This is a genomic window from Rhizobium sp. BR 317 (assembly GCF_047445835.1).
GTDB classification, from domain to species: Bacteria; Pseudomonadota; Alphaproteobacteria; order Rhizobiales; family Rhizobiaceae; genus Rhizobium; species Rhizobium paranaense.
In genome coordinates, this window is the sequence record NZ_JARWLB010000035.1 from 1 (window position 1) to 25,222 (window position 25,222).

Below are 25,222 nucleotides of genomic sequence, written 5' to 3' on the forward strand. Positions count from 1 at the left end.
GCCCGCCCAGCTCGATGCCTCCGGCATTCCGCATATGCCGAACCCGAGCCATGTCGTGCCGGTTTTGGTCGGCGATGCCGCCAAGTGCAAATGGATCTCGGACCTGCTGCTCGACATGGGCGTCTACGTCCAGCCGATCAATTATCCGACCGTGCCGAAGAAGACCGAACGCCTGCGCATCACACCGACGCCGCTGCATTCGGATGGCGATATCGACCATCTCGTCGGCGCTTTGCATGCCCTCTGGTCGCGCTGTGCGCTGGCCCGAGTCGCCGCTTAGGGGCGAATGTGTACCAAGCCCCGAAACGCGGCTCGTAATTGACAATAATCAACGACGCCATCGGCAATCCGACGGACAAGAGCATCATGTAAATCTTAGGAGACCACGGCGTTGATGATAGCTCAGCACGACCGACAGCCTGCACAACTATCCCACGGCCCTGCACGTGAAGACGATGAAGGCAAACAACATCCGTCATCAAGAAAACAGACTGCCACGCGCCTCGTACGCCTCCTACCTTTCTTGCGCCGCCATGGTTTTCTTTCAGCCTCTGCTCTTTTGGCCCTGACGGCCGCGGCGCTGATTTCCCTCGCCCTTCCGATGGCTGTTCGTCGTATGATCGACAATGGCTTCACCCAGGCAGATGGCGCTTTCATAAATCGCTATTTTCTTATGGTGATGGTGCTGGCAATCGCTTTGGCAATAGCCAGTGCGCTCCGCTACTACTATGTGACCGCGCTGGGAGAACGGATCGTCACCGACCTGCGCTCGGCGGTGTTCGGCCATATAGCTCGGCTGCCGGCGACGTTCTTTGACTGCAACAGGTCTGGAGAGATCGCTTCGCGCCTTACCGCCGACGCTGCTCAGGTGAAGTCGGCGGTGAGCCTGACCGCATCCGTAGCATTGAGAAATTCGATCCTCTGCCTCGGTGCTCTCAGCATGATGTTTGTCACCAGTCCGGGTCTTTCCGCTATCGCTATCGGCGCAATCCCGCTCATCATCGCACCGTTGATAGTCTTCGGGCGATCAGTCCGGAAGAAGTCGCGCGCCGCGCAGGATTCGCTTGCGAGTGCCTCGGCTTACGCCGCTGAAATCATTGCGGCAAATCGCACGCTGCAGTMGTTCAACGGCGAAGATGCCGCCCACCAGAAATATGCTGGAGACGTAGAATTCTCATACCGCAAGGCAATTGCGGCCGCCCGCGCCAGGGCATGTCTCACCGGCGTCGCGATCACGCTGATATTCGGAAGCGTTGTGGGGGTGCTCTGGATCGGGGCGCATAGCGTCCTCACAGGAACCTTGTCGGCGGGAAGCCTCAGCCAGTTTCTGATCTACTCGGTCATCGCCGCCGGATCGCTCGGATCGCTATCCGAGTTATGGGGTGAACTCGCGCAGGCCACGGGTGCCGCCGGAAGGCTGTTCGAACTCATGCAGGAGCCGACCTACCAACGCGATCCGCGCGAATGCGTCCCGATGGCCAATCCGGTTCGAGGGGCCATCGACATTGCGGATGTGCACTTCTCCTACCCCGGCGCTCCGACACAGGAAATTCTGCGGGGGCTGTCGATGAGAGTCGAGCCGGGCGAGACGGTCGCGCTGGTCGGACCGTCGGGCTCTGGAAAAAGCACGGTATTCTCCATGCTCCTGGGATTCTATGATGTCCAGGCCGGTGCCATTTCGGTCGATGGCGCCGATCTGCGGCTGCTTTCGCAAGAAGACCTCAGACGCAATGTTTCGATCGTGCCGCAGGATGTCACAATCTTTGCGACGTCGATTTTCGAAAACATTGCTTTCGGACGCCCTGGTGCCACGCGGGAGGAAGTGATGGCCGCCGCAGTCAAGGCACAGGCTCATGATTTCGTGGTCAATTTGCCAAGTGGCTATGACACCGTGGTTGGCGAACGGGGCCTCACGCTTTCCGGCGGGCAACGGCAACGCCTCGCGATCGCCCGCGCAATCCTTAAGGACACTCCCATTCTGCTCCTGGACGAGGCAACGGCGTCGCTGGATGCCGAGAACGAATTCCTGGTTCAACGCGGCCTGGAAGAGCTGATGGACAACCGGTCGACAATCGTCATCGCTCACCGTTTGGCGACGGTGCTCAAGGCCGACCGAATACTGGTGATGGACAAAGGCAGGATTGTAGAGGAGGGGACTCATGCCACTCTCCTTCGTCAGGGAGGGCTCTACACGCGCTTGGCCGAATTGCAGTTCCAGACCGATGGCTCATATTGCGAACAGGACGCGGCCTGATGTCCAATCTCGCCGCGCGGCTATCGTTCTGAAGCATCAACGTTACCCAAGGGAAGGGGGGTGGCGATTGGCCTTTCCACGAAACACATCGGGTGGCGGTCCGCCCAGAGATTGCCATCGGGCACTTTTTTAGCAAGAATTGATCTAACATTCGGTGGGAGGAACCTAATGTATGAGCAATCTGCGCATGCGGATGCAGTCTATGCATCCGCGCAGTCTGTTGCTGCAAGTTCGACGATCGTCGCCTCCTGGCGGCGCTGCATGACGATGCATCGACTGGCGCCGGAGGAGAAGCGGTTGCCTGTTCGTCTGAGCGACCAGGAATTTCGACTGGCACGCCAACAGTCGGAAAGGCTGGTGGTGGAAGCGGCTGATGAACTCGGCCGGCTTTTCTCGACGGTCGGTAGGGCGGGCTGCTGCCTGCTTCTGACCGATCGTGACGGCATTGCGCTGGAACGGCGCGGTACGGCGGGCGACGATCAAGAGTTCCAGAATCTCGGCCTTTGGACCGGTTCCGTCTGGACTGAGGCGAGCATCGGCACGAATGGCATCGGCACGGCGCTTGCCGACGATCGGGCGGTGACGATCGTCCGTGATCAGCATTTTTTCTGCTCCAATATCAATTTGAGCTGCACTACGGCGCCGATCCGCGATCATCGCGGTCTGATGGCGGGCGCGCTTGACGTTTCGACGTGCCGCGAGGACGTTAACGACGTGACGCTGGCTATCATCTACCAGACGGTTCGCGAGGCGGCCATGCGCATCGAACTCGGTCTTTTCCGGAGCGCGTTTGCCGGAGCTCGCTTCGTTATGGTTCCGACCGATAGCGGTTCGACCTCGGCGCTTCTTGCTGTCGATCGGAACGACATGCTGCTTGGCGCGACGAGAGCCGCACGCGTGGCGTTAAAGCTCGACGACAACAGAATTTCCGCCGGCGTTCCAGCCGCCGATGCCCTGCGGGAAAGCCATCCGGGCGATGAAGAAGCTCTTCAAGAGGCCGAACGTGCTGCTCTTTTGAGAGCGCTTTCGCGCGCCAATGGCAATGTGACGCAGGCAGCACTCGCGCTCGGTATGAACCGTGCCACCCTTCATCGCAAGATGAGGAAGCTGGATCTGCATTGACCGCACGAAAGTGTCGCAGAGGTGCGACGCGGTCTTTAGGCGGTTGATCTGGCCTTCCGCCTGATTGCTGCTCCAGACGCGCGGCTAGGGCAGGTCCAAAACAACACGCAGTACGCAATCCAGACTTTTCATTCGTGTCCAATTTCAGCGACTTTTGCGTGCTGTCTCGTCATATCAGCGACATGTCGGCGTGATCCAAAGCTAGGTGAAGATGCCCTTCGCCAAAGCGACAATGGAGAACCCGATGAGCGATGCGATCCAGCCGAAAGCCCTTGCCAACCGAAGTGGCTTTCCGGCGTCTCGATCGGTGCGGTTAACGCCGCGATCATCGCCGGGAATACGCGTGGTAACCGGCTCGACCGGCTGCGTGATTTCTGGGAGACKATCTCCCATCGCAAGATCTGGCATTTCACGCTGGAAGGCGATGTGTTCCGCAAGATGCGCAACCAGACGAGTTCGATGCTGACGATGATGTCGGGCCTGCCCGGCTTCTTCACGCCCAATCAGATCAATCCCTGGTTCCAGCTTCCGGGCTGTGGGCGCGACGAGCTTCTATGATACCTCGGAGCTGAAGAAGACGCTCAACCGCCTGATCGACTGGAACGTGCTGAACGATCGCCGACAGAGGCTTAGCGTCGGTGCCGTCAATGTGCGCACTGGCAACTACCGCTATTTCGACAGCCATTTCGAGGTGCTGAGCGCGGAGCATGTCATGGCCTCCGGTGCGCTGCCCCGGCCTTCCCCTCCGTCCGCATCGAGAACGAATATTACTGGGACGGCGGCATCGTCTCGAATACGCCTCTGCAATATCTCCTGGAGCAGGAAGAAGTGCGCGACACGCTGGTCTTCCAGGTCGATCTCTTCAGCGCACGCGGCATCCTGCCCCGCGACATGGCTGATGTACTCGCTCGCCATAAGGACATCATGTATTCCAGCCGTATGCGTAGCAATACGGATACGTTCCGCCGCATGCACAATCTGCGGCTGAAGCTGCGCCAGGCGCTGCTGCGCGTGCCTCCGGAGGCGCTGACGCACGATGATCGGCGATTCCTGATCGCTATGGAGGATGTGCCGCGGATCAACATCGTCCATCTTATCTACCAGCAGAAGATCTACGAGAGCGACGCCAAGGACTACGAATTCTCGGGCACCTCCATGCGCGAGCACTGGGATTCTGGCTATCAAGACACCCGCAAGACCCTAAAGCATCGCCGCTGGTTGGAAAAGCCGCCGGAATCGATCGGCATGACCGTGCACGACGTTCACCGGAACGATCCGAGCTGATCTCCAGAAACATATTGTTGCGCGGAGCTATATGCAGGTCAGAGCAACGCTCTCAACAAAGAGCGTTGCTATGACCGATATCACGTAATCTTAGGGATTTTTCCAGGCCACCATTTCCTGAAGGACATCCTCAAGGGCAAGCGGCGGTGAGGCGGGCGTTTTCATGTCGGCTCTTGCCGTCGCCGGAATTGCTCTTGTGGTGTTCGGCATCTTGGCTTCGGTCTCACGATCTGGCAGACGGAGCTTATGAGCCGCCGTCGCCGCATCGCTGGAGAGTGCATGGAGCACCAGGATTTTCCCATTCCGACCGGAGCCCTGATACGACAGGGTGGGCGAGCCTGTTTCTATCGCCTGGTCAATACGAACCCGTTGCTGATACAGGTGCAATCGGGAACGAAGATCGTCACGGCGAATGACAAGCCCCTACGGCTTGACGCCGGCGCATATGGCCTGTTGCCCGATTACCAACCGCTGACGATGGAAAACATTCCAAAGGCTCCGCAGCAGTATCAGACCATCGCGCTTCCCGTTCCCCGGCAATTGTTCGAGGATGCCTATGCCCGCATGGGTTCGATTGCTGTCCCATCGATGCCTCTTCCCGCACGTTCATCCAATATGCCTGATGAAGCGGCTGCATTGTTCGAATATTGCTGTCAGCCCGGCAATCTGACCAGACTTCCCAGCGCCATCGCCAGAGCGCGCTTAATGGAACTCATTACCTGGTTTGCACTATGCGGAGCAGTATTGGGCCAAAGCTCGAGCCCTCGGCTCGAAGATCGGCTAAGACAGATGATTGAAACCGATCCGGCCTTTGACTGGACGCTGCGGCACGCAGCGCATGCGTTCAACATGAGCGAAGCGACGCTCAGGCGTAAGCTGGCCGCCGAGAATACGAGCTTCAGTGAGATCCTGAGCGATACCCGGATGAACAGAGCCCTGGGCCTCGTTCAGACGACGGCCCTTTCCATGGCGCAGGTTGCGCTCGAAGTCGGCTATGATTCACCTTCTCAGTTCGCGGCGCGATTCAAGGAGCGGTTCGGCGTCAGTCCTCGCCATGTGCGCAACGGATCCGAGCCGGTTGAGCGGATCGGGACAGAAGTTGAGCGTAGCGGGGCAGACGTGCTTTCCCGGTGACGATAGCTGTGCGGCATGATCAACCGCAGGAAAGCAAAATGCGTTTCATAACAGCACTTCTCGCCACATCCTTGATCGGTGCCACCACCGTGCACGCCGAAATGAAGCTCACTTCGACGGATTTGACCGTGGGCAAGCCCATGGCCAATGAACAGGTCTTCAACAGCTTCGGCTGCTCGGGTAAGAACATCTCGCCGGAACTCGTCTGGTCCGGCGCTCCCGAGGGTACCAAAAGTTTCGCCATCATGGCGTACGATCCCGACGCTCCGACCGGCTCGGGCTGGTGGCATTGGTCGGTGTTCAACATTCCGGCAAATGTCTCGAAGATCGCCACCGGCGCAAGCGGTGACAAGAAGCTTCCCGGCGGTGCCGTGGAAGGCCACACCGACTTCGGCACATCGGGATATGGCGGCGCGTGCCCGCCGGCAGGTGATGCGCCGCACCACTATCAATTCACCGTCTACGCGCTGTCCGTGGAAAAGCTTCCCCTGCCGGAGACAGCGCCTGCTGCCATGGTCGGCTTCTATGTCAGGGCTAATACGCTCGGCAAGGCGTCCGTTGAAGTCACCTACGGCCGTTGAAGCCGGTCGATAGCGGTCCATCCGAATGCCAATCGTTGGCCGAGGTAATCCGAACCTCGGCCACATCGGACTCAGGGGCAAAAAATCTCAGGACGTTAGAATCTCCCTGATGAGACGCTATTCCCCTCTTTGTGCAGGGTTGCCTGAGCGATTTCCAGTGCAGAGCGCGAAGGTGACGCTATTCGGAAGCCGTTCCTGCCCGCCGATTTTGCCCCGTATAAGACATGGTCCGCTTTTGCAAATATATCTTTGGGCGACTGGCCAGCAACGATGATGGCAGCGCCAACGGATGTTGTAATCTGAATGTTCTTGGTCGGCGTAGGGATCATCCAATTCATGCCCTCTACGATGTGAGTGGCAATCTTTGCGAGATCTTCAGCCGATGAACATGGATGGATGACGGCGAATTCGTCGCCGCCAATGCGAGCGATCATGTCGGCGTCAGGGACGGCCTGCGAGAGTTTGCGGCCGGCAACTTTGAGACAGTCGTCCCCGGCCTGATGTCCCAGTGTATCATTGACAGCCTTAAAACCATCGAGATCCGCCAAGAGGAGAGCCCGCGGGCTTTGATTGTCGGCTGCGCATATCTCGTTGAAGAAAGCTTCAAACCTTGTCMGAGAAGCAAGTTCGGTGAGGGTGTCGCGTTCCGCCAGACGGCGTAGCTGCTCGACCATTGTCTTCTCGGCGGTAACGTCCTGTTTAACTCCGAATATTCTTGCGGCCGTGCCGTTCGTAAACTCCACGCAAGCAGTTATTCTAATCCATCGGCTATTACCTTTTGCGGTAACTATCTGGGCGTCCAAGGTGAAGCCTTCGCCTGTACGGATTGCCCTTTCGCGGACCTCGTTAAGACGTTTACGGGTTTCTGGCGTATAGAGTTTGACGATTTCATCGCGTGCCAATGGCGTCTGCGGAACAAGGTCGAAGAATTCATAAACCGTGTTCGTCCAGCTTAGCGTCTGATCCGGCAGGCTGCACTCCCATACACCTATCTGAGCGGCCTTGAACGAGCGATCAAACAGCTCCTTCAAATGCATGAATTCCTGGGAGCCTATCGCGTGCGGCTCCGGTATTTCACCTAGATGGCTAGGCATGAAAAGCCCCCGCCAACCGCACGACGATGTTTGCCGGCTTCATTAAGATGTCCCAAATCAGCATGTCCAACACAGGATGGCATAAATTACTTGCTTTCGCGTTTCCAAAAATACGGACCAACGAAATTAGTGCAATCAAAAATGGAGTTGGCGGCCTGGCTGGAAAAGAAAATCCAGAGTCAGGCGGATTGTTTTCTGATGACGATGGCCATGCCGCTATTCTTAGGCTTTTTCTGAGCGGCCCCAAACGATCCCCACTCCTGCAACCACAGAGATTGAAGAAAGCAAACCGGTTGATAGGTATTCGCGCAATTTTGTCACTGTCCCGGAGCGAACCAGGTCTGCGCGGTTTGACTGATGCCCGAAGAGCAGGTGCTCACGAGGCCAGACATTCTCTAGGTTTTGAGCGACATCCCGTGTGGCCCCGTACGTAACCTAACGGGACATCATCGATCAAACCGCCGACAAAGACTTCTTGCAATTATGCAACAATCTTGCTGCGGCTGTGAATAGACCAAAAATGGTCGACGAATTGTTCGCCCATAAGGCTTGCGCGGCGGGATATTAACTGCTTTCAGAAAAATGAATGGGAATCTACTTTGCAAGTGGGCGTGATTTCGTCTACCTAATAGTTGAACAAGCTATTAGATAGTATATTAGCAAAGTATTGCTATAGGGAAGGGTAATATTTTGGTTTGTAGAAAGCGATTGATTGGGGCGATCGGGATTTCGGTAGCCATTAGTTCTTTATTGAGCGGCGCTGCATACGCTACGACCCTGCAGCAGGCAATTGACAAGACAATGAAGACCAACCCGCAGATCATGGAGGCTGCCCAGAATCGGGAGGCAACCGAGTTCCAACTGCGCCAGGCGAGGGGGCTTTATCTGCCTTCAGTCGATCTGGAGTCGGGTTATGGTCGCCGTAGACTTTCGGACGTCACGTCGGGAGCCTTGTCGCGTAGCACGGATTACCTGAATCCGGCCGACGTCAGCTTGACGATTACGCAGACGTTATATGACGGGGGCGACCGCAAGGCACAGAAGGACAAGCAGGCGGCTCGTGTCGACAGCGCATCCTTTCGCGTCCAGCAGCGCTCGGAAGCACTAGCGCTTGAAGTGACGCAGGACTATCTCGAATATATGCTGCAGACGGAAATCGTCGCGGCGGCGGAAAAGAACGTCGCCTTCCACAAGCAGATGGTCGGCAACATCGAGGATAGCATCAAGGGCGGCGCCCTTACCGATGCCGATCGCTATCAGGGCCGCGAGCGCCTGCAGGCGGCCAATGCCCGCCTTCAGGAAGCCAAGCAGGAGCTGGATGCGACGAAGATCCGCTACCTTCAGGTCGTCGGCGAGCCGATCAGCAATGCGCAGCGCCCGGCCTCCGTGGCGCATTACCTGCCGAAGACGCTGGATGACGCTGTCTTCATTGCCCAAAAGAACAATCCGCAGATTTCCTCGGGCAAGGCCGACGTGAATGCCGCTGACGCCGATGTCCGCGGTTCCAAGTCTGCCTTCCTGCCGAAGCTGGACCTTGTCKGCAGCGCCCGTATGGGTGACGATGTTGACGGTAACAAGGGTAACACCAACGACGTCCAGGTCGGTGTCGTCGCCAAATGGAACCTCTATCACGGCGGCATCGATACCGCCCATCAGCAGGAACTGGTCCGTCGCGCCGCCGAACAGCGTTATGCGCTGAGTGAGACGTATCGCGAGGTCGATCAGTCTGTTCGTTCCGCTTGGAGCGAGCGTACCAATCAGGCCCAGCTCGCGCATATCCTGGACGGGCAGGAAAAGACCAACGCCCAGCTCGTGACGTCCTATCGCGAGCAGTTCAAGGTCGGTCAGCGCTCCCTGCTCGATCTGTTGGATGCCCAGAACACTCGCTTCAACACCGAGGTTTTGGCCAAGACGGCGGATGTCGCCTCGCTCTTTGCCKAATACAAGATCCTCGCCGCATCGGGCAGTCTGTTGTCGACGATGAAGCTGAAGCCGGTCGATCAGGCAACGCCTTATGCCCGTGATCAGTTCGCTGTTTCGTCGAACACGGCTGATCCTGGCTATACCAAATACGACTCGCATCAGAAGCCCGGCCTGCCGATGGATCTGCTCGAGCCGATTCGCTAATCGTCGCGATCCGGATTGGATAGTGCTCCATGTTGAACGTGGCACCTGAGGTGTCTGCGAGCGTACCGCTGCAGACTTTTAAATCGGCATTTAAATCGGTCGCCGCGTTTTATGGTCGCCCGAGCTCCGATACAGTGCTTTATTCAGGGGTTCCGGACGAGGTTCTGGAAGCCATGGAGCAGGACGATGTCGAGCGGCTGTCAGAACGCGTCGGCCTGCAGGTGCTGAAGCACAAGGAGCGCGATTGCCGGCTGGGCAATTTCGACTGTCCCGCCATCGTCACCTTTGCCGGTGGCGGTGTGCTGCCATTGCTCGAAATGACCGAAAACGGCTCCTATGTCATCGACATCGCGTCAACCGGAGCGCCGCTCCGCTTGACGCGGGATGAGCTTGCTGCGCTCAATCCGCAGGCGGCCTTTGCCTTCACGCTCTTTTATCAGAATGCTTCGGAGGAAGCGCGCGTCGGTCATGCGATGGAGATCGAGAAGCGCCACTGGCTCGCGACGACGCTGGTGCCCTATTGGCGCACCTATGCTCGCGTCATGCTGGCGGCGCTGTTTATCAACGTCATCGCGCTGGCCTCACCGCTTTTCACCATGAATGTCTATGACCGGGTGCTGCCGAACAAGGCGTTCCCAACGCTCTGGGTGCTGACGATCGGCATTTCCCTGGCCTATCTCTTCGATTTCCTGCTGAAGACGGCCCGCGCAGCGCTGATCGACTATGCTGGCCGCAAGGCGGATCTGCGCCTGTCGCAACTGATCTTCGACAAGATCCTGAATTCGACGCTGGCCTCCCGTCCGATGTCGACAGGCGAATATGCCAACCGCGTGACGCAATATGAATTCGTGCGCGAATTCTTCACCTCGAACACGATCGGCGTGCTGATCGACAGCCTCTTCGTCATCATTTTCCTGATCGTCATCTACATGATCGCCGACTGGCTGGTGATTATTCCGGCCGTTGCCTTCGTTCTGTCTGTCGTGATTGGCCTCGTGGCCCAGGCGCAGATTGGCAAACGCATGGCGACTGCGACGAATGAAGCATCGCGTCGCCAGTCGATGCTGGTCGAGACGATTTCGACGATCGAGACATTGAAGAGCCTTCGAGCCGAGGCGACCATGCTGCGCCGCTGGCAGGAGCTGACGAAATATTCGAGCCGCACCAGCGAGGACATCAAGCACATCTCGTCGAACGCCATTAACTTGACGATGCTGTTGCAGCAGATGGTTAGCGTGTTCATCGTCGTGGCGGGCACCTATGAATTMGCCGATGGAAAAATTGCCATGGGGGCGATCGTCGCGACCGTCATGCTGGCGAGCCGTGCCGGCGCGCCTTTCGGGCAGATCGCCATGACACTGGCGCGCTTCCGCCAGGCCACTATGTCGCTGCGCATCCTCGATAAGATCATGGAACAGCCGGATGATMGGCCGTCGACTGTTGGCTTTGTCAACCGGCAGATCCGCAGCGGCGCATTCAGCTTCCAGAACGTCTCTTTCCAATATCCGGGTTCTGACCAGTCGGTCATCAATCAGCTATCCTTCACGGTCACGCCCGGCGAGAAGATCGGGGTTATCGGCCGTATCGGTTCGGGCAAGACGACGATCGGCCGGCTGCTCGACGGGCTTTTCCAGCCGGCCAGCGGCCGCGTGCTCATCGATGGCGTCGATATCCGCCAGTATCACATGGCCGAGGTGCGCGCCGCCGTGGCTGTCGCTGGTCAGTCGTCGGACCTGTTCTCCGGCACAGTGAAGGAAAACCTGCTGCTCGGCCGTGCCGATGCCAGCGACGAGGAGCTGCTGGCCGTCTCACGTATGACCGGTGTCGAGGAATTCGTCGCCGTGCACCCGCGCGGTTTCGACATGCCGGTCGGCGAGCGCGGCGCGAACCTCTCAAATGGTCAGAAGCAGGCATTGACCATCGCTCGCTTGCTCCTGACCCGGCCGAAGATCGTCTTCCTCGATGAGCCCTCGGGGGCGATGGATCTGGCGAGCGAACGGCACCTGATCAACAAGCTGACGAATGCCTTCGGTCCGCAAACAACGCTGATGGTGGCGACCCATCGCCACAGTATGTTGGAACTCGTCGACCGGCTGATCGTCATCGACAAGGGTCGCATCATTGCCGATGGACCGAAGCACGCCGTCATCGAGGCGATGCAGCGCAAGGCGGTGTCATAATGCTTGCTCATCGTCGCAACATCCACGACAATCCTCCGCTTTTCGCCCGGTTGATCCTCGGTATCTGCGCCTTGATGATCGCCGCTTTCATCGCCTGGGCGGCCTTGGCCGACATCGACGAGATCGCACGGGGCGAGGGGAAGGTGATACCGGTATCGAAGACGCAGATCGTACAGTCGTCCGAGCCCGGCATCGTCCAGCAGATCAATGTCAATCTCGGCCAGGTCGTCCATAAGGGCGATCTTCTGGTCCAGCTCGACAATACCACGACGCAATCGACGCTCGGCGAGTCCGTGGCCAAGGCCCGTGCTCTCGGTGCCAAGGTCGAGCGTCTTGCCTTGGAGGAGGCGGGCAACTACGACGCACAATTCGTCTGCCCGGCCGATATTCTGGCCATGGCGAAGAACGTCTGCGACAACGAGGAAAAGCTCTTCGAGGCGGATCGTGCCGCCTATCAGAACAAGCTTGATGTTCTCGATCAGCGTTTGAAGCAGCATCAGAACGAGTTGGACGAGGCGCACGCCAATATAGACCGGCTGACGCAGAATATCGCCGGTGCCCAGAAGCAGTATGATCTGCTGAAGCCCCTCGGCGAGAAGAAGCTCGTCGCCCAAACCGAAGTGCTGAAGGTCCAGCGAGACCTGGTCGACCTGCAAGGTCAGCTCAAAGTCTATGTCGAAAGCCTGGATCGCCTGCAGGCGGCCGTCAAGGAGGCGACTCTACAGGTCACCGACCTCGGGCTGCAGTTGCGCCAGCAGGCATTGACCGACAAGGGGCAGGCACTGTCGGAGCTGTCCGTCGTCGACGAGACGATCCGCGGGGCATCCGACCGGGTCAAGCATACAGATATTCGTTCCCCGGTCGACGGCATCGTCAATACGCTGGAGGTCAATACGATCGGCGCCTATGTCGACGCCGGCAAGGTCATCGCCGGCGTCGTGCCGACAGCCGACAATCTGCTGATCGAGGCGAAGATTTCACCGCGCGACGTTGCCTTCGTGCGCGTCGGCCAGCCGGCGGTCATCAAGATCTCGGCCTACGATTTCTCGATCTTCGGCGCGCTGGACGGTACGGTCGTCAACGTCTCTGCCGACAGCCTCGTCGATAAGGACAAGAACGAGACCTATTACCTCGTGCGCATCAAGACCGACAAGTCGGACCTGGAGCGCGACGGCAAGCACTATCCGATCATCCCCGGCATGGTGGCTTCGGCCGAGATTATGACGGGCCGCAAAGCGATCCTCGCCTATCTGATGAAGCCGATCAACAAGGCGCGCTCCGAAGCGCTGACGGAGCGGTGAGGGCGGTCATGCGCAAAATAGCCGGAAAGGACGAAGTCACGACGATGGCCCGCAGCGAAGCCTTGCCGTCTGTCGATGGCGACGAACTGGAACCTCGTTTCCGCGCCGTGACCGGAGGCGGCGAGCGTCGCGGCATTCGCCTGGAGCGGATCTATTGGGACGGCCTCGGACGAATGTCCGAAGCTGGCGGCATTAGCATCGGCGACCTCGTTTACCACACGGCCGCCGACATGCCGGAAACCGGCAATCTCGCCTCTTTGCTGCGCGTGCTGAGCTTCAAATGGGCGCTGAACCGTCTGGATGCCATCGAGGATGTCGCGTCGCTGACCAATCTGAATGCTGTCCTTCAGGCGTCGCCGACGCCGGCGGTGGTGTTGACGCAGGAGCGTGGGATCAAGCTCTTCAACGATGCCTTCCTGAAGATGCTGCGCCATCGCCTGCCGCTGATTGATGACGTCCAGCAGACGGCGCGCACCCTGCGCTTTTCCATCGATACCCAGGTCGAGGAAGTGCTCTCTGTCCTATCGGCCAATCGCGGCAAGACGCTGAACACCGGCTTCAAGATCGGCCTCGGTTCGCAATCGCTAACGGGCCAGATCAATCTGGCGTTGGCGCCGACGCATGAAGCGCCGATGCTGATCGGTTATATTTCCGTTTATTGAAAACGTCGCAACTTTCGTTATGCGCGGCCTTCGTCCTGGACGGTCGAAAAGGTCAGTCCGATCAGTGGATCTCGCCTTCGCCGGGGGCCACCTTGGCGATCGGCATTGCGGCGACAACCGCTTGCGCATGAGGATCGCGGGAGCCGTGCAGATAGCCGCGGCCGGCGACGATCGAATAGAGCGGCAGATATTCGGCAATACGCTTGTCGGGCAAAACCTCATCGCGCATGTTGTCGAGGATAAGGTTGTTGCCGTTGACAGAGACCGACAGGACGGCGTGGTAGAAATGCCGCTGCTGATCGAAGAGGACGACCAGCGTCATATGGTMGAGGTCGACGCCTGCCTTGTAGAGGGCGGCCATCTTTAATATGGCATAGTCCTCGCAATCGCCCTGCTGGTGCGATAGGGCCTCACTCGGCTTCGCCCAGTAATCCGCCACATGATAGGTATCCTTGTCGCTGGCGTAGCGGATGGCATGGTTGACGGTGAAATTGATCGTGTTGATCTTGTCGCGGATCGAGGCGCCGGCAGTCTTTGTCTCGGCGGCCGCGACGGCGGCTGCGGCTGCGTCGCATCCGCTCGCGGCGCAATCGAGCGCTTTGCCCGACCGGATCTCGGCGAGCGGGCCAGCGAACTTGTCGAGCGCCGCAAGATGCTTGAAGGGAATGGCGACGGTTCCGAACACCGAGTCGCCCATCGGGGTATTGGTCGGCTGTGCGGGATGTACCGGCTGGAGAGTGGCCGTATCGTTACTCGGAAGGCCGGCCGGCTCGGCGGCAAGGCTCTGGCTCAGCGCGGCAAGGTCGACGCCTCTTATCGCCTTTGCTGCGTTTGCTGCGGCCGGCGCAAAGAGATCGATCACTGTAGCGACCCGCGGATCGGCAAGCAGGTTGACTACCGGACGGACAGTATCACCGGTTGCCGCCAGGCAAATGGTCGATGACGACAGACCAAAGGCAAGGGAAGTCGCAGCAAGTGCTGCAAGTATAATTTTATTTTTCTTGCGTTCCATTGGCGCTTATTTCTCCCTGGTTGAGAGAATAATGCGCGATACCTCTGAATATGGCGTTCGGAAGCGTAGATAATCTAAGTATAAATTGAGCGATCAAATAAGTATAAAATTCCACTGGGTTTGGTGTGAAAGCATTAAGGATGATGTCACCGGGCGCATCTAAATGATCTGGCATGGTGCGGGAATCGATGACGCAACAGCACCAGCGCACTCCAACGCGCGCTGGTGCTGGATGCCTACCGGTCTGCTTCAAAACGATTGTGAGGGCTGCGCGGCGACTTTCAGCTTGCCGCCGTCGATCGTATTGATCACCATTTTGCGCTCCACCATGCCGGCGGCATTGAAGCGGAAGAGGCCTGTCGTGCCGCGGAAGCCGACCTTGTTCATGAGGTTGGCGGCGGTGATGGCTTGCGGCCCCTGGGAGCGGATGAGGCCGGAGGCGATCGCCATGGCGTCGTAGCCATAGGCACCCGAGGTTGTCAGCGGGTGGTTGAAGTGGCGTTGGTAACGCTCGGCAATGAGCCCGCTGCTTTGCGTATCGTCCGTCGCGACAAATGCCCCCGTCACAGCCGGCGTMGTATAGACCGATTGTGGCCACCTGTTGGTGCCCACGAGTGCCTGGCCGGGAATGGCGGCACTGCGCACGGCGCCCGCCACCATACCGATTTCCGGCGTGCCGCCGAGAATGACCACGACTTCGGCCGATTGGATGAGCGGCCGGTTCTTGGTCAGGATATCCGCGGCCTGATCGCTTGTGTTGTAACGGCCGAGGCCCATGAAAGTGTTGCCGCTGTTCCAGATGGCGTTGCTCAATCGGGTGCTATCGGCTTGAGAAAAATCAGCAGGCACGAGCGCCGACACCTTCTTGTGACCGCTGGGGCCGGCCGCCTTCACGCCCTCGGCCGCGCTGTCGATTTCTTCCGAAGCGAGGTTGAAGACATCGCCGCCCGTCGAGGCCATAGCGCTCGCAAGGTTAAGCAATGGCGGGCGTTGAGCGGGGGGAATGGCGGCGATGGCAGCGGTCTCGGCCGGCGGCAGATAGCTGACGATCAGCGCGGCATTTCGGCCCTTGGCCGCAGCGACCTGCGCCGCGATTCCCGCAAGACCGGGGCCGACATCTTTTACGCGCAGCCGAATCTGATTGTTGCCAAGCTCGCCGACGCCAAGCACTGCCCCATCACGCACGTCGCGAGCCGGACCTTCGTAGAGGCCTGCCGCGCCCTTGCGCAGCAACAGCGTGATTTCCGTGCCGTTTTCGCCGCCGTAGGTTTCCTCGATGGCCGTGGACGGCATTTTTATGTCGTCGTTCTTGCTGTTGCTGCTCAAGACGGCACCGTTCATCTGGCATCCGGCGAGACTGGCGCAGAGAATGAAAACGGCACCGCCTGCAGGCCGTCGACGCTGTCTGCGCCGCAGCCAATTGGTCAAAAAGCTCGACGAAAGGCTGATCGCAAACGGCACCACTCACTCCCCAATTCTCGAACGCAGGCTGCGACAGCCTATGGTGGCGCATTTGCACACGGCGGCCGGCGGAAAGTCAAGCGGTATACTTAAGGAGTTGTTCGGTTGTTGAGTTAACCATGGGTAAATATATCTGCGGTCGTGCATAACCGGCTATATCGGTGAGGTTAATGAAGTATTGCAATCATCCCGCTCTCGTAATTGATTGGCGCCACATTACGAGACACCGGGAGTTAGACTTATGGAAGATTCGCGCATTTCGACGGTAGACCACGAAGCGGTTTCGAACGATTTCGCATCGGGCGACCGGAACGGGGGCCTTGCAGCCGATATCGGTGTGGATCAGCGGTTGCCGTTGTCGCAAAATGCTGATGTTGCCGCGTTCGAAGTGGCGCAGGCCGCCGAGCAGCAGGCAAACGGCAAGACGGCGCGCGTCGCCGCCAACGAGCCGCAAAACGCCGACAGCCATCAGCCGATCCAAATCGTGCCGGACAATGGCAACATCGTCCACCTGCCGGCGAACACCTCGATCGACGATATCCATGTCGAGGGTCGCAACCTTGTTCTCATCCAGGCCGACGGCACGCGCATCGTCATCATCAACGGCGCGCTGCACGTCCCGACCTTCCTGATCGGCGAAGTCACGCTGCCGCAGCAGGCCGTTGTCGCTGCACTACAGCAGCAGGGCATCAACGTCGCTGAGGGTCCCGACGGTTCGGTTCACGCCGGCAATAGCACGGATTCCGGCCACCAGTTCACCGACAGCCAGGCCGCGAATGCCCGCACGCCGCTTAATCTGATCGGTCTCCTCGGTCCTGGCGACATAGGCGGCAACGGTAACGGCGGCAATCTGTCTGGCACCCAGACTCGCGTTCCCTTTATCCTTCAGCAGGCGACCGAAACAGCCTCGCTGACCGAACGCGGCAGCAGCACTGGCGCCTTCCTCACGACAAGCAGCACTGGCCGCTTCGGCTTCGGCGGCAACAATGCCTCGATCACCACTGTCACGCTGGTCGGCGAGACAGAAATCACCAGCAGCGGCACGCAGCAGCTATCGGGCCTGACCTCCGGCGGTGTTCCTGTTGTCGTCACCCAGAACGGCCAGACCGTCACCGGTGTCGCCAATGGCGTCACTGTCTTCACGCTGGTATTCAACGCCTCGACCGGCGCGTACACCTTCACCCAGCTCGCTGCCCTCGACCATCCCCGCGGCGCCAATTCGGCCAGCGATGTGCTTGAACTGCAATTTCGCTACACGGTCTCCGACACGAGCGGCCATACGGTTTCGGCTGTCGCGACCGTCGATATCACGGACAGCGTGCCGGTTGCGGCCGTCGGTACGGCGGGTTCGGTTGCCGAAGCAGCTCTGTCTGCCGGTAATGCAGCCCTGACCCATGCGACCGGCGCCGCGACCGCCACTGGTTCACTTAACATCTCCTGGGGCGCTGACGGCGGCAACACCGACAAGGGCGGCCTTGGCGATCGCTCGGTCGCCTTCACCAATGCCGCAGTTTCGGCGACGGGTGAGGACAGCGGCGCGCTGAGCTCGCATGGTCTGGCCGTTCACACGGCGATTTTGGCCGATGGCACGCTGGTCGGCTACACCGGCGAGACCGCTCCGACGGCAACCTCTGCATCCAACGTCGTTTTCTATGCGACGGTGTCGGACACCGACAACGGCCACTATAACTTCACGCTGGTGCAGTCGCTTGACGATGCCAAGGGCTCGGATGCCATCACACTGACCTTCGGCTACACGGCAACCGATTCCGACGGCGATACCGCCGCGAACAGCTTCACCATCACTGTCGCCGACGACAAGCCTGTCGCCTCGACCGGCGATGCAGGCTCGGTTACCGAAGGCGCGCTGACGAGCGGCAATGAGAACCCGCATGTCGAGACCGACGCCATCACCACCGGCTCGCTCAACATCTCCTGGGGTGCCGATAACGCCAACACCAACAATGGTGGCGCCGGCGACCGCTCTGTCGCCTTCACCGATGCCTCGGTCACGACGCAGGGCCAGGATGGCGAAGCACTGAGCTCGCATGGTCTGGCTGTTCATACAGTACTGCTGGCTGACGGCACGCTGGTTGGCTACACCGGCGAGACTGCTCCAACGGCCGTGACGAATGGCGAGGGCGGGGTTGGCTCGAACATCGTCTTCTATGCGACGGTCTCGGACACCGATAACGGCCACTATAACTTCACGCTGGTGCAGTCGCTTGACGATGCCAAGGGCTCGGATGCCATCACACTGACCTTCGGCTACACGGCAACCGATTCCGACGGCGATACCGCCGCGAACAGCTTCACCATCACTGTCGCCGACGACAAGCCTGTCGCTAACACGATCGACAATACTGCTTCACCGCTGAATGACGATGCGCAGATCGGCGGAAACCTGGATGCCAACGACGCCAACGCGCATAGCGTCTCGGGCGCTGCCGGCGCCCTGTTCAGCGCTGGCGCCGACGGTTCTGCAAGCGTCTCGATCGATCAGTCCAGCCTTCCGGCTCTGAAGACGATCTATGTCGACGCCAACGGGTTCGCACAGCAGGAAGACGTTACCTGGGGCAAGCCGACGGTTTCTGGCGGTGCGACGACCTGGGTTGCTTCCAGCGCCAATCACGAAACCGTCGCCACGCTGACCATCAATGCCGATGGCTCCTACACGTTCAGCACCAGCGCGCCGCTCGTCCACCCGACCTCCGGCACGACGGAAGAAAGCTTGTCGCTAACCTTCGCCTTCACGGTGACCGATGGCGACAATGATACCTCGACCGGCTCGCTGACTCTGCATGTTACGGATGACGTGCCGCTGGCAAACAGCGTCACCGTGACCAACGTGACGCTGAACGACGACGCGCTGAAGGGCGGAAATCCCGACACGGTCGGCGTAACCGATACCGACACGGTCAGCGGCACGAGCGGCACGCTCTTTTCGGGCGGCGCTGATGGCGTCCATCAGGTGACGCTCGGAGCGACAACGGATTTCAGCGCCATCTATACCGGCAAGGACGGCTTTGCCCATGTCGAGTCGGTCGTTTGGGGCAGCCCGACGACGGCGGCGGGCGGCGAGACGATCTGGATCGCGACGGGCAAGGACAGCGGCCAGACGGTCGCGACGCTGACGATCGGCACGGATGGTTCCTACAGCTTCACGCTCAGTGCGCCAGTCGTCCATGCGGCCGCGGAAAATACGCAGAATCTGACCTTCAACTTCACCGTCACCGATGGTGACAGCGATACGGCCAGCGGCTCGCTGACGGTCACCGTCAAGGACGACGCACCAATCGCCTATAAGGTCGATGCCACCTCGACGCCGCTCAACGACGATGCGCAGGCACATGGCAACCTGGATGGCGCCGCCGACGCGAAGACGATCAATGGCGACGCAGGAGCTCTGTTCTCCGCCGGTGCCGATGGCGTCAAGGGCGTGTCGATGGACAGCCTGCCGACGCTGAAGGCGATCTACCTCGACAGCCACGGCATCGGCCATCAGGAAGCCGTGTCATGGACGTCATCTGCGGCGAACGGTGTGACGACCTGGACAGCAACCGGTGCCTCCAGCCATGCTACCGTTGCGGTTCTGACGATCAATTCGGACGGTTCCTACAGCTTCACCGCGGATGCGCCGCTTGTTCATTCGACGTCGTCGACGACCGAAGACAGCCTGACGCTGAATTTCGGCTTCACGGTCACGGATGGCGACGGTGATACAGCGAAGGGCTCGCTGGCGATTGCCATCACGGACGACGTCCCGGTTGCTTCCGGCACGACCGTTGCGGTCAGGGCCGACGAGGGCGACATTTACAATCTCCTGTCGCATGGCAACAGCGCGCTCGATGGCACGCATGACGGATCGTCCTCGCACCCCGCACTGTTCGGTTTCGGCTTTGCGGCAACGGTATCCGGCTCCGTTGCTTCCACCGTTTCCTTCGGTGCTGACGGCGCAGCGGTCGGTGGCGGCTTCAGCTTCACCGCCAATGCGGCGTCGACGCTTACCGCTCTGCATCTGACTTCGGGTGGCGAAGCTCTCTCCTATGCCGTCGTCAACAACGTGATCATCGGCTATGTCGATAATGACCACCACAGCGGCTACAATCCGCTCCTCGACCGCCCGGTCCTGTCATTGTCGCTGTCTGGCAACGGCAGCTTCACCTTCCAGCAGTACGATCAGCTCGACAACGTCGCTGGTCCCGGCAACGACCTGCGCTCAGGCAATAGCTCGATCTCGGCCATCGATTTCGGCTCAGTCATCCAGGCGACTGACGGTGACGGCGACAGCGTGACGCTGACCGGCGCTTTGAAGGTCACCATCGTCGACGACGCGCCGAAGGTCGATCTTGCCCTCACGGGCTCGATCACGATCGACGAGAGCGGCAGCGGCGACAACGACGTCAACGCCAGCAATTCGGTCAAGAGCCTGTTTGCCGGCATCACCGGCGGCACCGATCCCGATATGTCGACCGTCTACGCTCAGCACAACGTCGTCTCGCCGTCGGTCTCGATGGGCGCCGACGATGCGTCGGGTACGACGAGCAGCCTGACGCTTCATATCGACAATGCCGACTCCGGCTTGACGACGACAGCTGGTCAGGCGATCACGCTCTCGCAGCTCGCAAACGGCACGGTTGTCGGCAAGATCGCCGACGGCGAGATCGCCTTTGCGATCCGCCTCGACAATAGCGGCAAGGTCAGCATCGCCCAGTACATGTCGCTCGCCAACCCGAACACGTCGAAGTCGGACGGCGATACGATCGATCTCACCGGCAAGCTCTCGGCGGTGCTGAGCGCGACCGATAGTGACGGCGACACCGTCGCCAAGTCCGTTTCCATCGGCAGCAGCATTCGTTTCGATGATGACGGCCCGTCGATCGGCGGTGCCGTATCGACGAAGACACTTGCCGAGCATGACCTTCTGACGAATTCGGGTTCGCTGTCGCCCTCTGGCATCAGCACTGGCACGGTTGCGCTCAATCTCGCCTTCGGCGCTGACGGCCCGGCCGCCCATGCTGCTACCTTGGTAGCGGGTTCGAACGGCAGCTATTTCACCGCAAGCTACGGCAACAATCAGACGCTTGACGCGACCAAGCTCAGCTCTGGCGGCCATGCGCTGTCCTATTCGCTCAGCGGCGACGGCATGACGCTCATCGCCTACACCGGCAGCAATGCCGCCGACCAGTCGAGCTGGGTCTTCAAGGTTGTCCTGTCTCAGGACAGCGGCCATGCCGGCGGTGCCTACAACTTCACGCTTTACAAGTCGCTCGACGACGTCAACGGTCAAGCCAACCTCTCGGATGTCAAGCTGACCTTCCAGGTTGCTGGCCATGATGGCGATGGCGACACCACGAGCAGCACGCAGAGCTTCTCGGTCGATGTGATAGACGATGTGCCGACACTGGTTAATCATGCCTCGGTTTCCGCGACCGTCTCGGAAACGGCGATCAATGCTCCCGTGGTGACGACGGGATCTTACACCGTCGATTTCGACGCGGTGAACCCTTCGGCCGCCAAACTGACGGTTACCGAAGGCAGCGTCAGCGGCGGTGAGGTAGGCTCGTCGTCCAAGGGTGGTGAGATCGTGCTCGTGTCCAACACGGGAACGACCTTTGTCGTGACACAGATGGATATCGGTGTGTTTGACCACAAAGGCCCGTCGTCCAAGACGGTCACGATCATCGGTACCGATGCGCAGGGCCATACGTATTCGGCAACGACTACCGGTACGACCTTCTCTGCTGCCGGCACTGCCCTCGAAGGCAAACAACTGACATCGCTCGAGATCGATCCGCATGACAACTCGCTGACAGTCACGGTCGACAACATCCATGTCACCGACACGACGACGACGCCCACCCAAGCTCCCGCCGAGACGACGGTAGATCTGACCTCGCTCGTCCACGCCAGCGCCGACAGCCCGTTGACCTGGTCGGTGAACACGGTTGCCGCCGGAACGTCTTCCGGTAACCTGACAGGCGGTACCGGATTGACCTACAACGGCGCGGCCATCACGCTCGCCAGCACAGATGGACACACGATCACCGGCTCGGCCGGAGGCGTCACGGTCTTCACGTTGACTATCGATCCTGCGAGCGGTCACGCCACATTCGACCTTTACCATGCGATCGACGGCGGCAAAACGCTGCCGCTCGACTTCTCGAAATACGTTACGGCGACGGATTTCGACGGCGATGCTGTCACCCTGGGCAACGGCTCCGTCACCATCGTCGTGCAGTCGGCCACGGACAGCCTTCCGACAATCTCTTCGGCCGGCCTGGTGTCGAGCGTCAGCGAAAGCGGCTTGCCGGGTGGTACGGGGACGGCAGGCGTTGCCAATGTTCATTCGGGTAGTATCGCAATCACTGCAGGCGATGCACCTTCGACGGTGACAATCGCAGGCCATACGTTCAACGTCGGTGCCACAATCGCCAATGGCGATACCAATGCCACCATTCAGGGTGCCTACGGAACGCTGCATATCCTCAGCGTCACCACGACAGCCATTAATTACACCTATACGCTGACCAGCACCACGAGCGGGGCGAGCAACCATGACTCCTTCTCCGTCAGGGTCAGCGACGCGCCGATTGACGGTGAAAGCCAGACTGCAACCCTGACCTTCAACATCGCCGATGATAAGCCGATCGCAAGCACCATTCTGGTCGGATCGATGCATGAGAACGACAGCAGCGCGACCTTCGCGCTGGCTTCCGGGACCATCGCCTTCGGCGCCGACGGAGCGGCCCAGAGCGGCGCGATCCATGTCGACAGCGTCAGCGCCAACGGAGATCTCGCCGGGTCGACGCTGAGCACCTCCATGGTCACGATCGACGCCGGTCACGTGACCGTCACGCCGGGCAGCGCACTCGATACGCTGCCGCTCGGCCACTCGTCGACACTCTCGATCGGTTACACGGTCACCGACGGCGACGGCAGCAAAACCAGCGGCACCTTCACCATCAGGGTCGACGGCGTCAACCACGCGCCGACCACGGCGGACGGAAGCGTCACCACCGGCGAACATGCGGCCTATTATTTCTCGTCGAAGGACTTCGCCTTCAGCGATAGCATCGACGGCAATACGCTCAAATCCGTCACCATCACCACCCTTCCGACCGGTGGGACGCTTTATCTCGGCGAGACAGCCGTCACGGTCGGTCAACACATCGCCGCGAGCGCGCTTTCAACGCTTCACTTCACGCCTTCGGCGGGATTTGCCGGCACGACCGAAACCGCGAACTTCGGCTTCACGGTGCAGGATAATGGCGGTACCGCCAACGGCGGCGTCGACACCTCGGCGGCTCATACGATAACGGTCACCGTGACCGCCGTTGACGACGGTGCGGCGAAGGTCTCGATCGCCGATCAGACGACGCATACGGGCAAAGCGCTCGTTGCAGGCGACACGCTGAACGCGGCGATCGCGACAAACGACCCGGATCACGGGCAGTCCGGTCTGACCTATGCGTGGAGCTGGGCGGACGATCAGTCCCATACGGTTCTCGGAACCGGATCGTCCTACACGGTGACGAGCGCCGATGTCGGGCATTCGTTGATCCTGACGGTGAACTATACGGATGGCCAGGGCTTCAGCGATGTCGCGACGCAGACGACGTCTGCTGTCATCGCTCCGACGGTCTTCGCTCCGACAGTCGATGCAACGCCCCTGTCGGAAGCCAATCTTTCGGATGGCTCCAACCCGCAGCCTTCTGAGCTGACAGCCACGGGCACCATTGCCCTGGGCACCCTGGATAATCCGCACATCACCAGCGTTGCGGGTGCCGACGGCACGGCGGTAAGCGTCGATCAAACGGCCCCGGACAGCCAGACGACAACGATCCACGGTTCCTACGGTGATCTCGTAATCGACGCGAACGGCGCGTATACCTACACGCTGACGCATGCTGGCTCGAACCCATCGGGAGATACGGATCAGTTCACCTATATGGTGACGGACATGAACGGCAAAACGGCTCAGGAGACCCTGACGTTTAATATCGCCGACGACGCGCCKACGCTGACCGGTACCGGGATTTCCGCAACCGTCTCCGACGATGGTGTGGTGACGACCGCCGAACATTCCGCAACGACGACAGCGGAACTGACCTCGCTCGTTAACTCCGGTGCTGACAGCCCGTTGAGCTGGTCGGCGAACGCCGTCGCGGCCGGTACCTCTTCCAGCACGCTGACAGGCGGCGCCGCGTTGACGTACAACGGTGCGGCCATCACCCTCGACAGCACGGATGGGCACACGATCACCGGCTCGGCCGGAGGCGTCACGGTCTTCACGTTGACCGTCGACAGCAACGGCCATACCACCTTCGTGCTTGACCAGACGATCGACGGTGCCAAGGATCAGACGCTCGACTTCTCGCAATACGTGAAGGCTACGGATTCAGACGGCGACTCCGTGACGTTGGGCACAGGCGCCTTCACCATCGCTGTGGACCACGTCAATCACCCGGCGGAGATCGGCGGTGCCGATACCGGCGCCGTCACGGAAGACCTGAACGTTTCCCCCGACGGTTATCTGCAGGTAAGCGGCACATTGGCGATCAACGATGCGGATCGGGGCGAAGGCAAATTCCAGCCGGCGACCATAGACCCGGACAATACGCATCTCGGTACGCTGACGATCGATGCGGACGGCAACTGGAGCTATAAGGTCGATGACGGCCTGTCAGCCGTGCAGAAGCTGGGTGTGAACCAGAGCACGACCGATACGTTCACGGTCTCCTCGGTTGATGGAACGATCCATGACATCGTCGTGACGATCAACGGCACGAACGATCCAGCGGTGATCACTGGTGACGTTGCCAAGAGTGTGACGGAAGACGGTGGTGTCAACAACGGGACGGCTGGAGTGCCGACGGCGAACGGAGTGCTTTCGGCGACGGACATCGACAGCGACCCTTCGTTTACAGCGCAAAGCAATGTGGCGACGAGCTACGGTCACTTCACGATCGGTGCCGATGGGCAGTGGAACTATACGCTCGACAACAGC

At 59.9% G+C, this 25,222-nt stretch carries 16 protein-coding genes and 1 pseudogene; 13 read left to right on the forward strand and 4 right to left on the reverse strand.

Going from position 1 to position 25,222, the window contains the following annotated elements:
* From QD357_RS30310 to QD357_RS30325, 4 genes and pseudogenes are all read left to right on the forward strand, one after another.
* Positions 1-280, forward strand: a 280-nt coding sequence (locus QD357_RS30310) for an aminotransferase class I/II-fold pyridoxal phosphate-dependent enzyme (protein WP_414125748.1), incomplete at its 5' end; no start/stop codon positions are given.
* Positions 281-394: 114 nt separating this feature from the next.
* Positions 395-2,254: an ABC transporter transmembrane domain-containing protein gene (locus tag QD357_RS30315; RefSeq protein ID WP_414125750.1), complete on the forward strand. Its 1,860-nt coding sequence runs from the start codon at positions 395-397 to the stop codon at positions 2,252-2,254.
* Between the two features lie 168 nt (positions 2,255-2,422).
* Entirely contained in the window at positions 2,423-3,376 is a 954-nt protein-coding gene (locus tag QD357_RS30320; protein WP_107109499.1) for a helix-turn-helix domain-containing protein, read from the forward strand.
* Between the two features lie 261 nt (positions 3,377-3,637).
* A pseudogene (locus tag QD357_RS30325) lies at positions 3,638-4,660 on the forward strand (patatin-like phospholipase family protein); the annotation flags it as partial.
* Between the two features lie 90 nt (positions 4,661-4,750).
* Here the strand turns inward: QD357_RS30325 and QD357_RS30330 are convergent.
* Positions 4,751-4,948 (reverse strand): hypothetical protein, encoded by a 198-nt coding sequence (locus QD357_RS30330; protein WP_107109498.1) that lies wholly within the window; start codon positions 4,946-4,948, stop codon positions 4,751-4,753.
* On the opposite strand from QD357_RS30330, the gene QD357_RS30335 reads away from it, so the two are divergent.
* Positions 4,940-5,794, forward strand: a complete 855-nt coding sequence (locus tag QD357_RS30335; protein WP_414125751.1) for a helix-turn-helix transcriptional regulator — start codon at positions 4,940-4,942, stop codon at positions 5,792-5,794. The genes QD357_RS30330 and QD357_RS30335 overlap by 9 nt on opposite strands.
* A 38-nt stretch (positions 5,795-5,832) precedes the next feature.
* A complete protein-coding gene (locus QD357_RS30340) occupies positions 5,833-6,375 on the forward strand; it encodes a YbhB/YbcL family Raf kinase inhibitor-like protein (RefSeq protein ID WP_107109496.1) in 543 nt (180 codons plus the stop codon).
* A gap of 95 nt (positions 6,376-6,470) precedes the next feature.
* Here QD357_RS30340 and QD357_RS30345 read toward each other — a convergent pair whose 3' ends face one another.
* Positions 6,471-7,412: a diguanylate cyclase gene (locus QD357_RS30345; protein WP_414125752.1), complete on the reverse strand. Its 942-nt coding sequence runs from the start codon at positions 7,410-7,412 to the stop codon at positions 6,471-6,473.
* A gap of 147 nt (positions 7,413-7,559) precedes the next feature.
* Here QD357_RS30345 and QD357_RS30350 point away from each other — a divergent pair, with 147 nt between their 5' ends.
* The 5 genes from QD357_RS30350 (at position 7,560) to QD357_RS30370 (ending at position 13,739) form a co-directional block, all read left to right on the forward strand.
* Positions 7,560-7,706, forward strand: a complete 147-nt coding sequence (locus QD357_RS30350) for a hypothetical protein (protein WP_414125753.1) — start codon at positions 7,560-7,562, stop codon at positions 7,704-7,706.
* Positions 7,707-8,189: 483 nt separating this feature from the next.
* Positions 8,190-9,596, forward strand: a complete 1,407-nt coding sequence (locus QD357_RS30355) for a TolC family outer membrane protein (protein ID WP_414125759.1) — start codon at positions 8,190-8,192, stop codon at positions 9,594-9,596.
* 29 nt (positions 9,597-9,625) lie between these two features.
* Positions 9,626-11,776, forward strand: a complete 2,151-nt coding sequence (locus tag QD357_RS30360) for a type I secretion system permease/ATPase (protein ID WP_414125754.1) — start codon at positions 9,626-9,628, stop codon at positions 11,774-11,776.
* Complete coding sequence (locus QD357_RS30365) at positions 11,776-13,077, forward strand: HlyD family type I secretion periplasmic adaptor subunit (protein ID WP_107109492.1); 1,302 nt, start codon at positions 11,776-11,778, stop codon at positions 13,075-13,077. The genes QD357_RS30360 and QD357_RS30365 overlap by 1 nt, the downstream gene beginning before the upstream one ends.
* 8 nt (positions 13,078-13,085) lie before the next feature.
* Positions 13,086-13,739, forward strand: a complete 654-nt coding sequence (locus QD357_RS30370; protein ID WP_107109491.1) for a ribbon-helix-helix domain-containing protein — start codon at positions 13,086-13,088, stop codon at positions 13,737-13,739.
* Positions 13,740-13,800: 61 nt separating this feature from the next.
* Here QD357_RS30370 and QD357_RS30375 read toward each other — a convergent pair whose 3' ends face one another.
* Together QD357_RS30375 and QD357_RS30380 are read right to left on the reverse strand one after the other, a co-directional pair.
* Entirely contained in the window at positions 13,801-14,751 is a 951-nt protein-coding gene (locus tag QD357_RS30375) for a transglutaminase-like cysteine peptidase (protein ID WP_414125755.1), read from the reverse strand.
* A 249-nt stretch (positions 14,752-15,000) separates the two neighbouring features.
* Positions 15,001-16,044, reverse strand: a complete 1,044-nt coding sequence (locus QD357_RS30380; protein ID WP_414125756.1) for a hypothetical protein — start codon at positions 16,042-16,044, stop codon at positions 15,001-15,003.
* On the opposite strand from QD357_RS30380, the gene QD357_RS30385 reads away from it, so the two are divergent.
* Both QD357_RS30385 and QD357_RS30390 read left to right on the forward strand, forming a co-directional pair.
* On the forward strand, positions 16,028-16,324 hold the full coding sequence (locus QD357_RS30385; RefSeq protein ID WP_414125757.1) for a hypothetical protein: 297 nt from the start codon (positions 16,028-16,030) through the stop codon (positions 16,322-16,324). The genes QD357_RS30380 and QD357_RS30385 overlap by 17 nt on opposite strands.
* A gap of 129 nt (positions 16,325-16,453) precedes the next feature.
* The coding region (locus QD357_RS30390) for a DUF5801 repeats-in-toxin domain-containing protein (protein WP_414125758.1) at positions 16,454-25,222 on the forward strand (8,769 nt) is incomplete at its 3' end.

Excerpts from the sequence above, each read along its gene's own strand:
- QD357_RS30385 (WP_414125757.1), top strand. The coding sequence starts at position 16,028 with ATGGCCGTGGACGGCATTTTTATGTCGTCGTTCTTGCTGTTGCTGCTC.
- QD357_RS30370 (WP_107109491.1), top strand. The coding sequence starts at position 13,086 with ATGCGCAAAATAGCCGGAAAGGACGAAGTCACGACGATGGCCCGCAGC.
- QD357_RS30365 (WP_107109492.1), top strand. The coding sequence starts at position 11,776 with ATGCTTGCTCATCGTCGCAACATCCACGACAATCCTCCGCTTTTCGCC.
- QD357_RS30340 (WP_107109496.1), top strand. The coding sequence starts at position 5,833 with ATGCGTTTCATAACAGCACTTCTCGCCACATCCTTGATCGGTGCCACC.
- QD357_RS30320 (WP_107109499.1), top strand. The coding sequence starts at position 2,423 with ATGTATGAGCAATCTGCGCATGCGGATGCAGTCTATGCATCCGCGCAG.
- QD357_RS30335 (WP_414125751.1), top strand. The coding sequence starts at position 4,940 with ATGGAGCACCAGGATTTTCCCATTCCGACCGGAGCCCTGATACGACAG.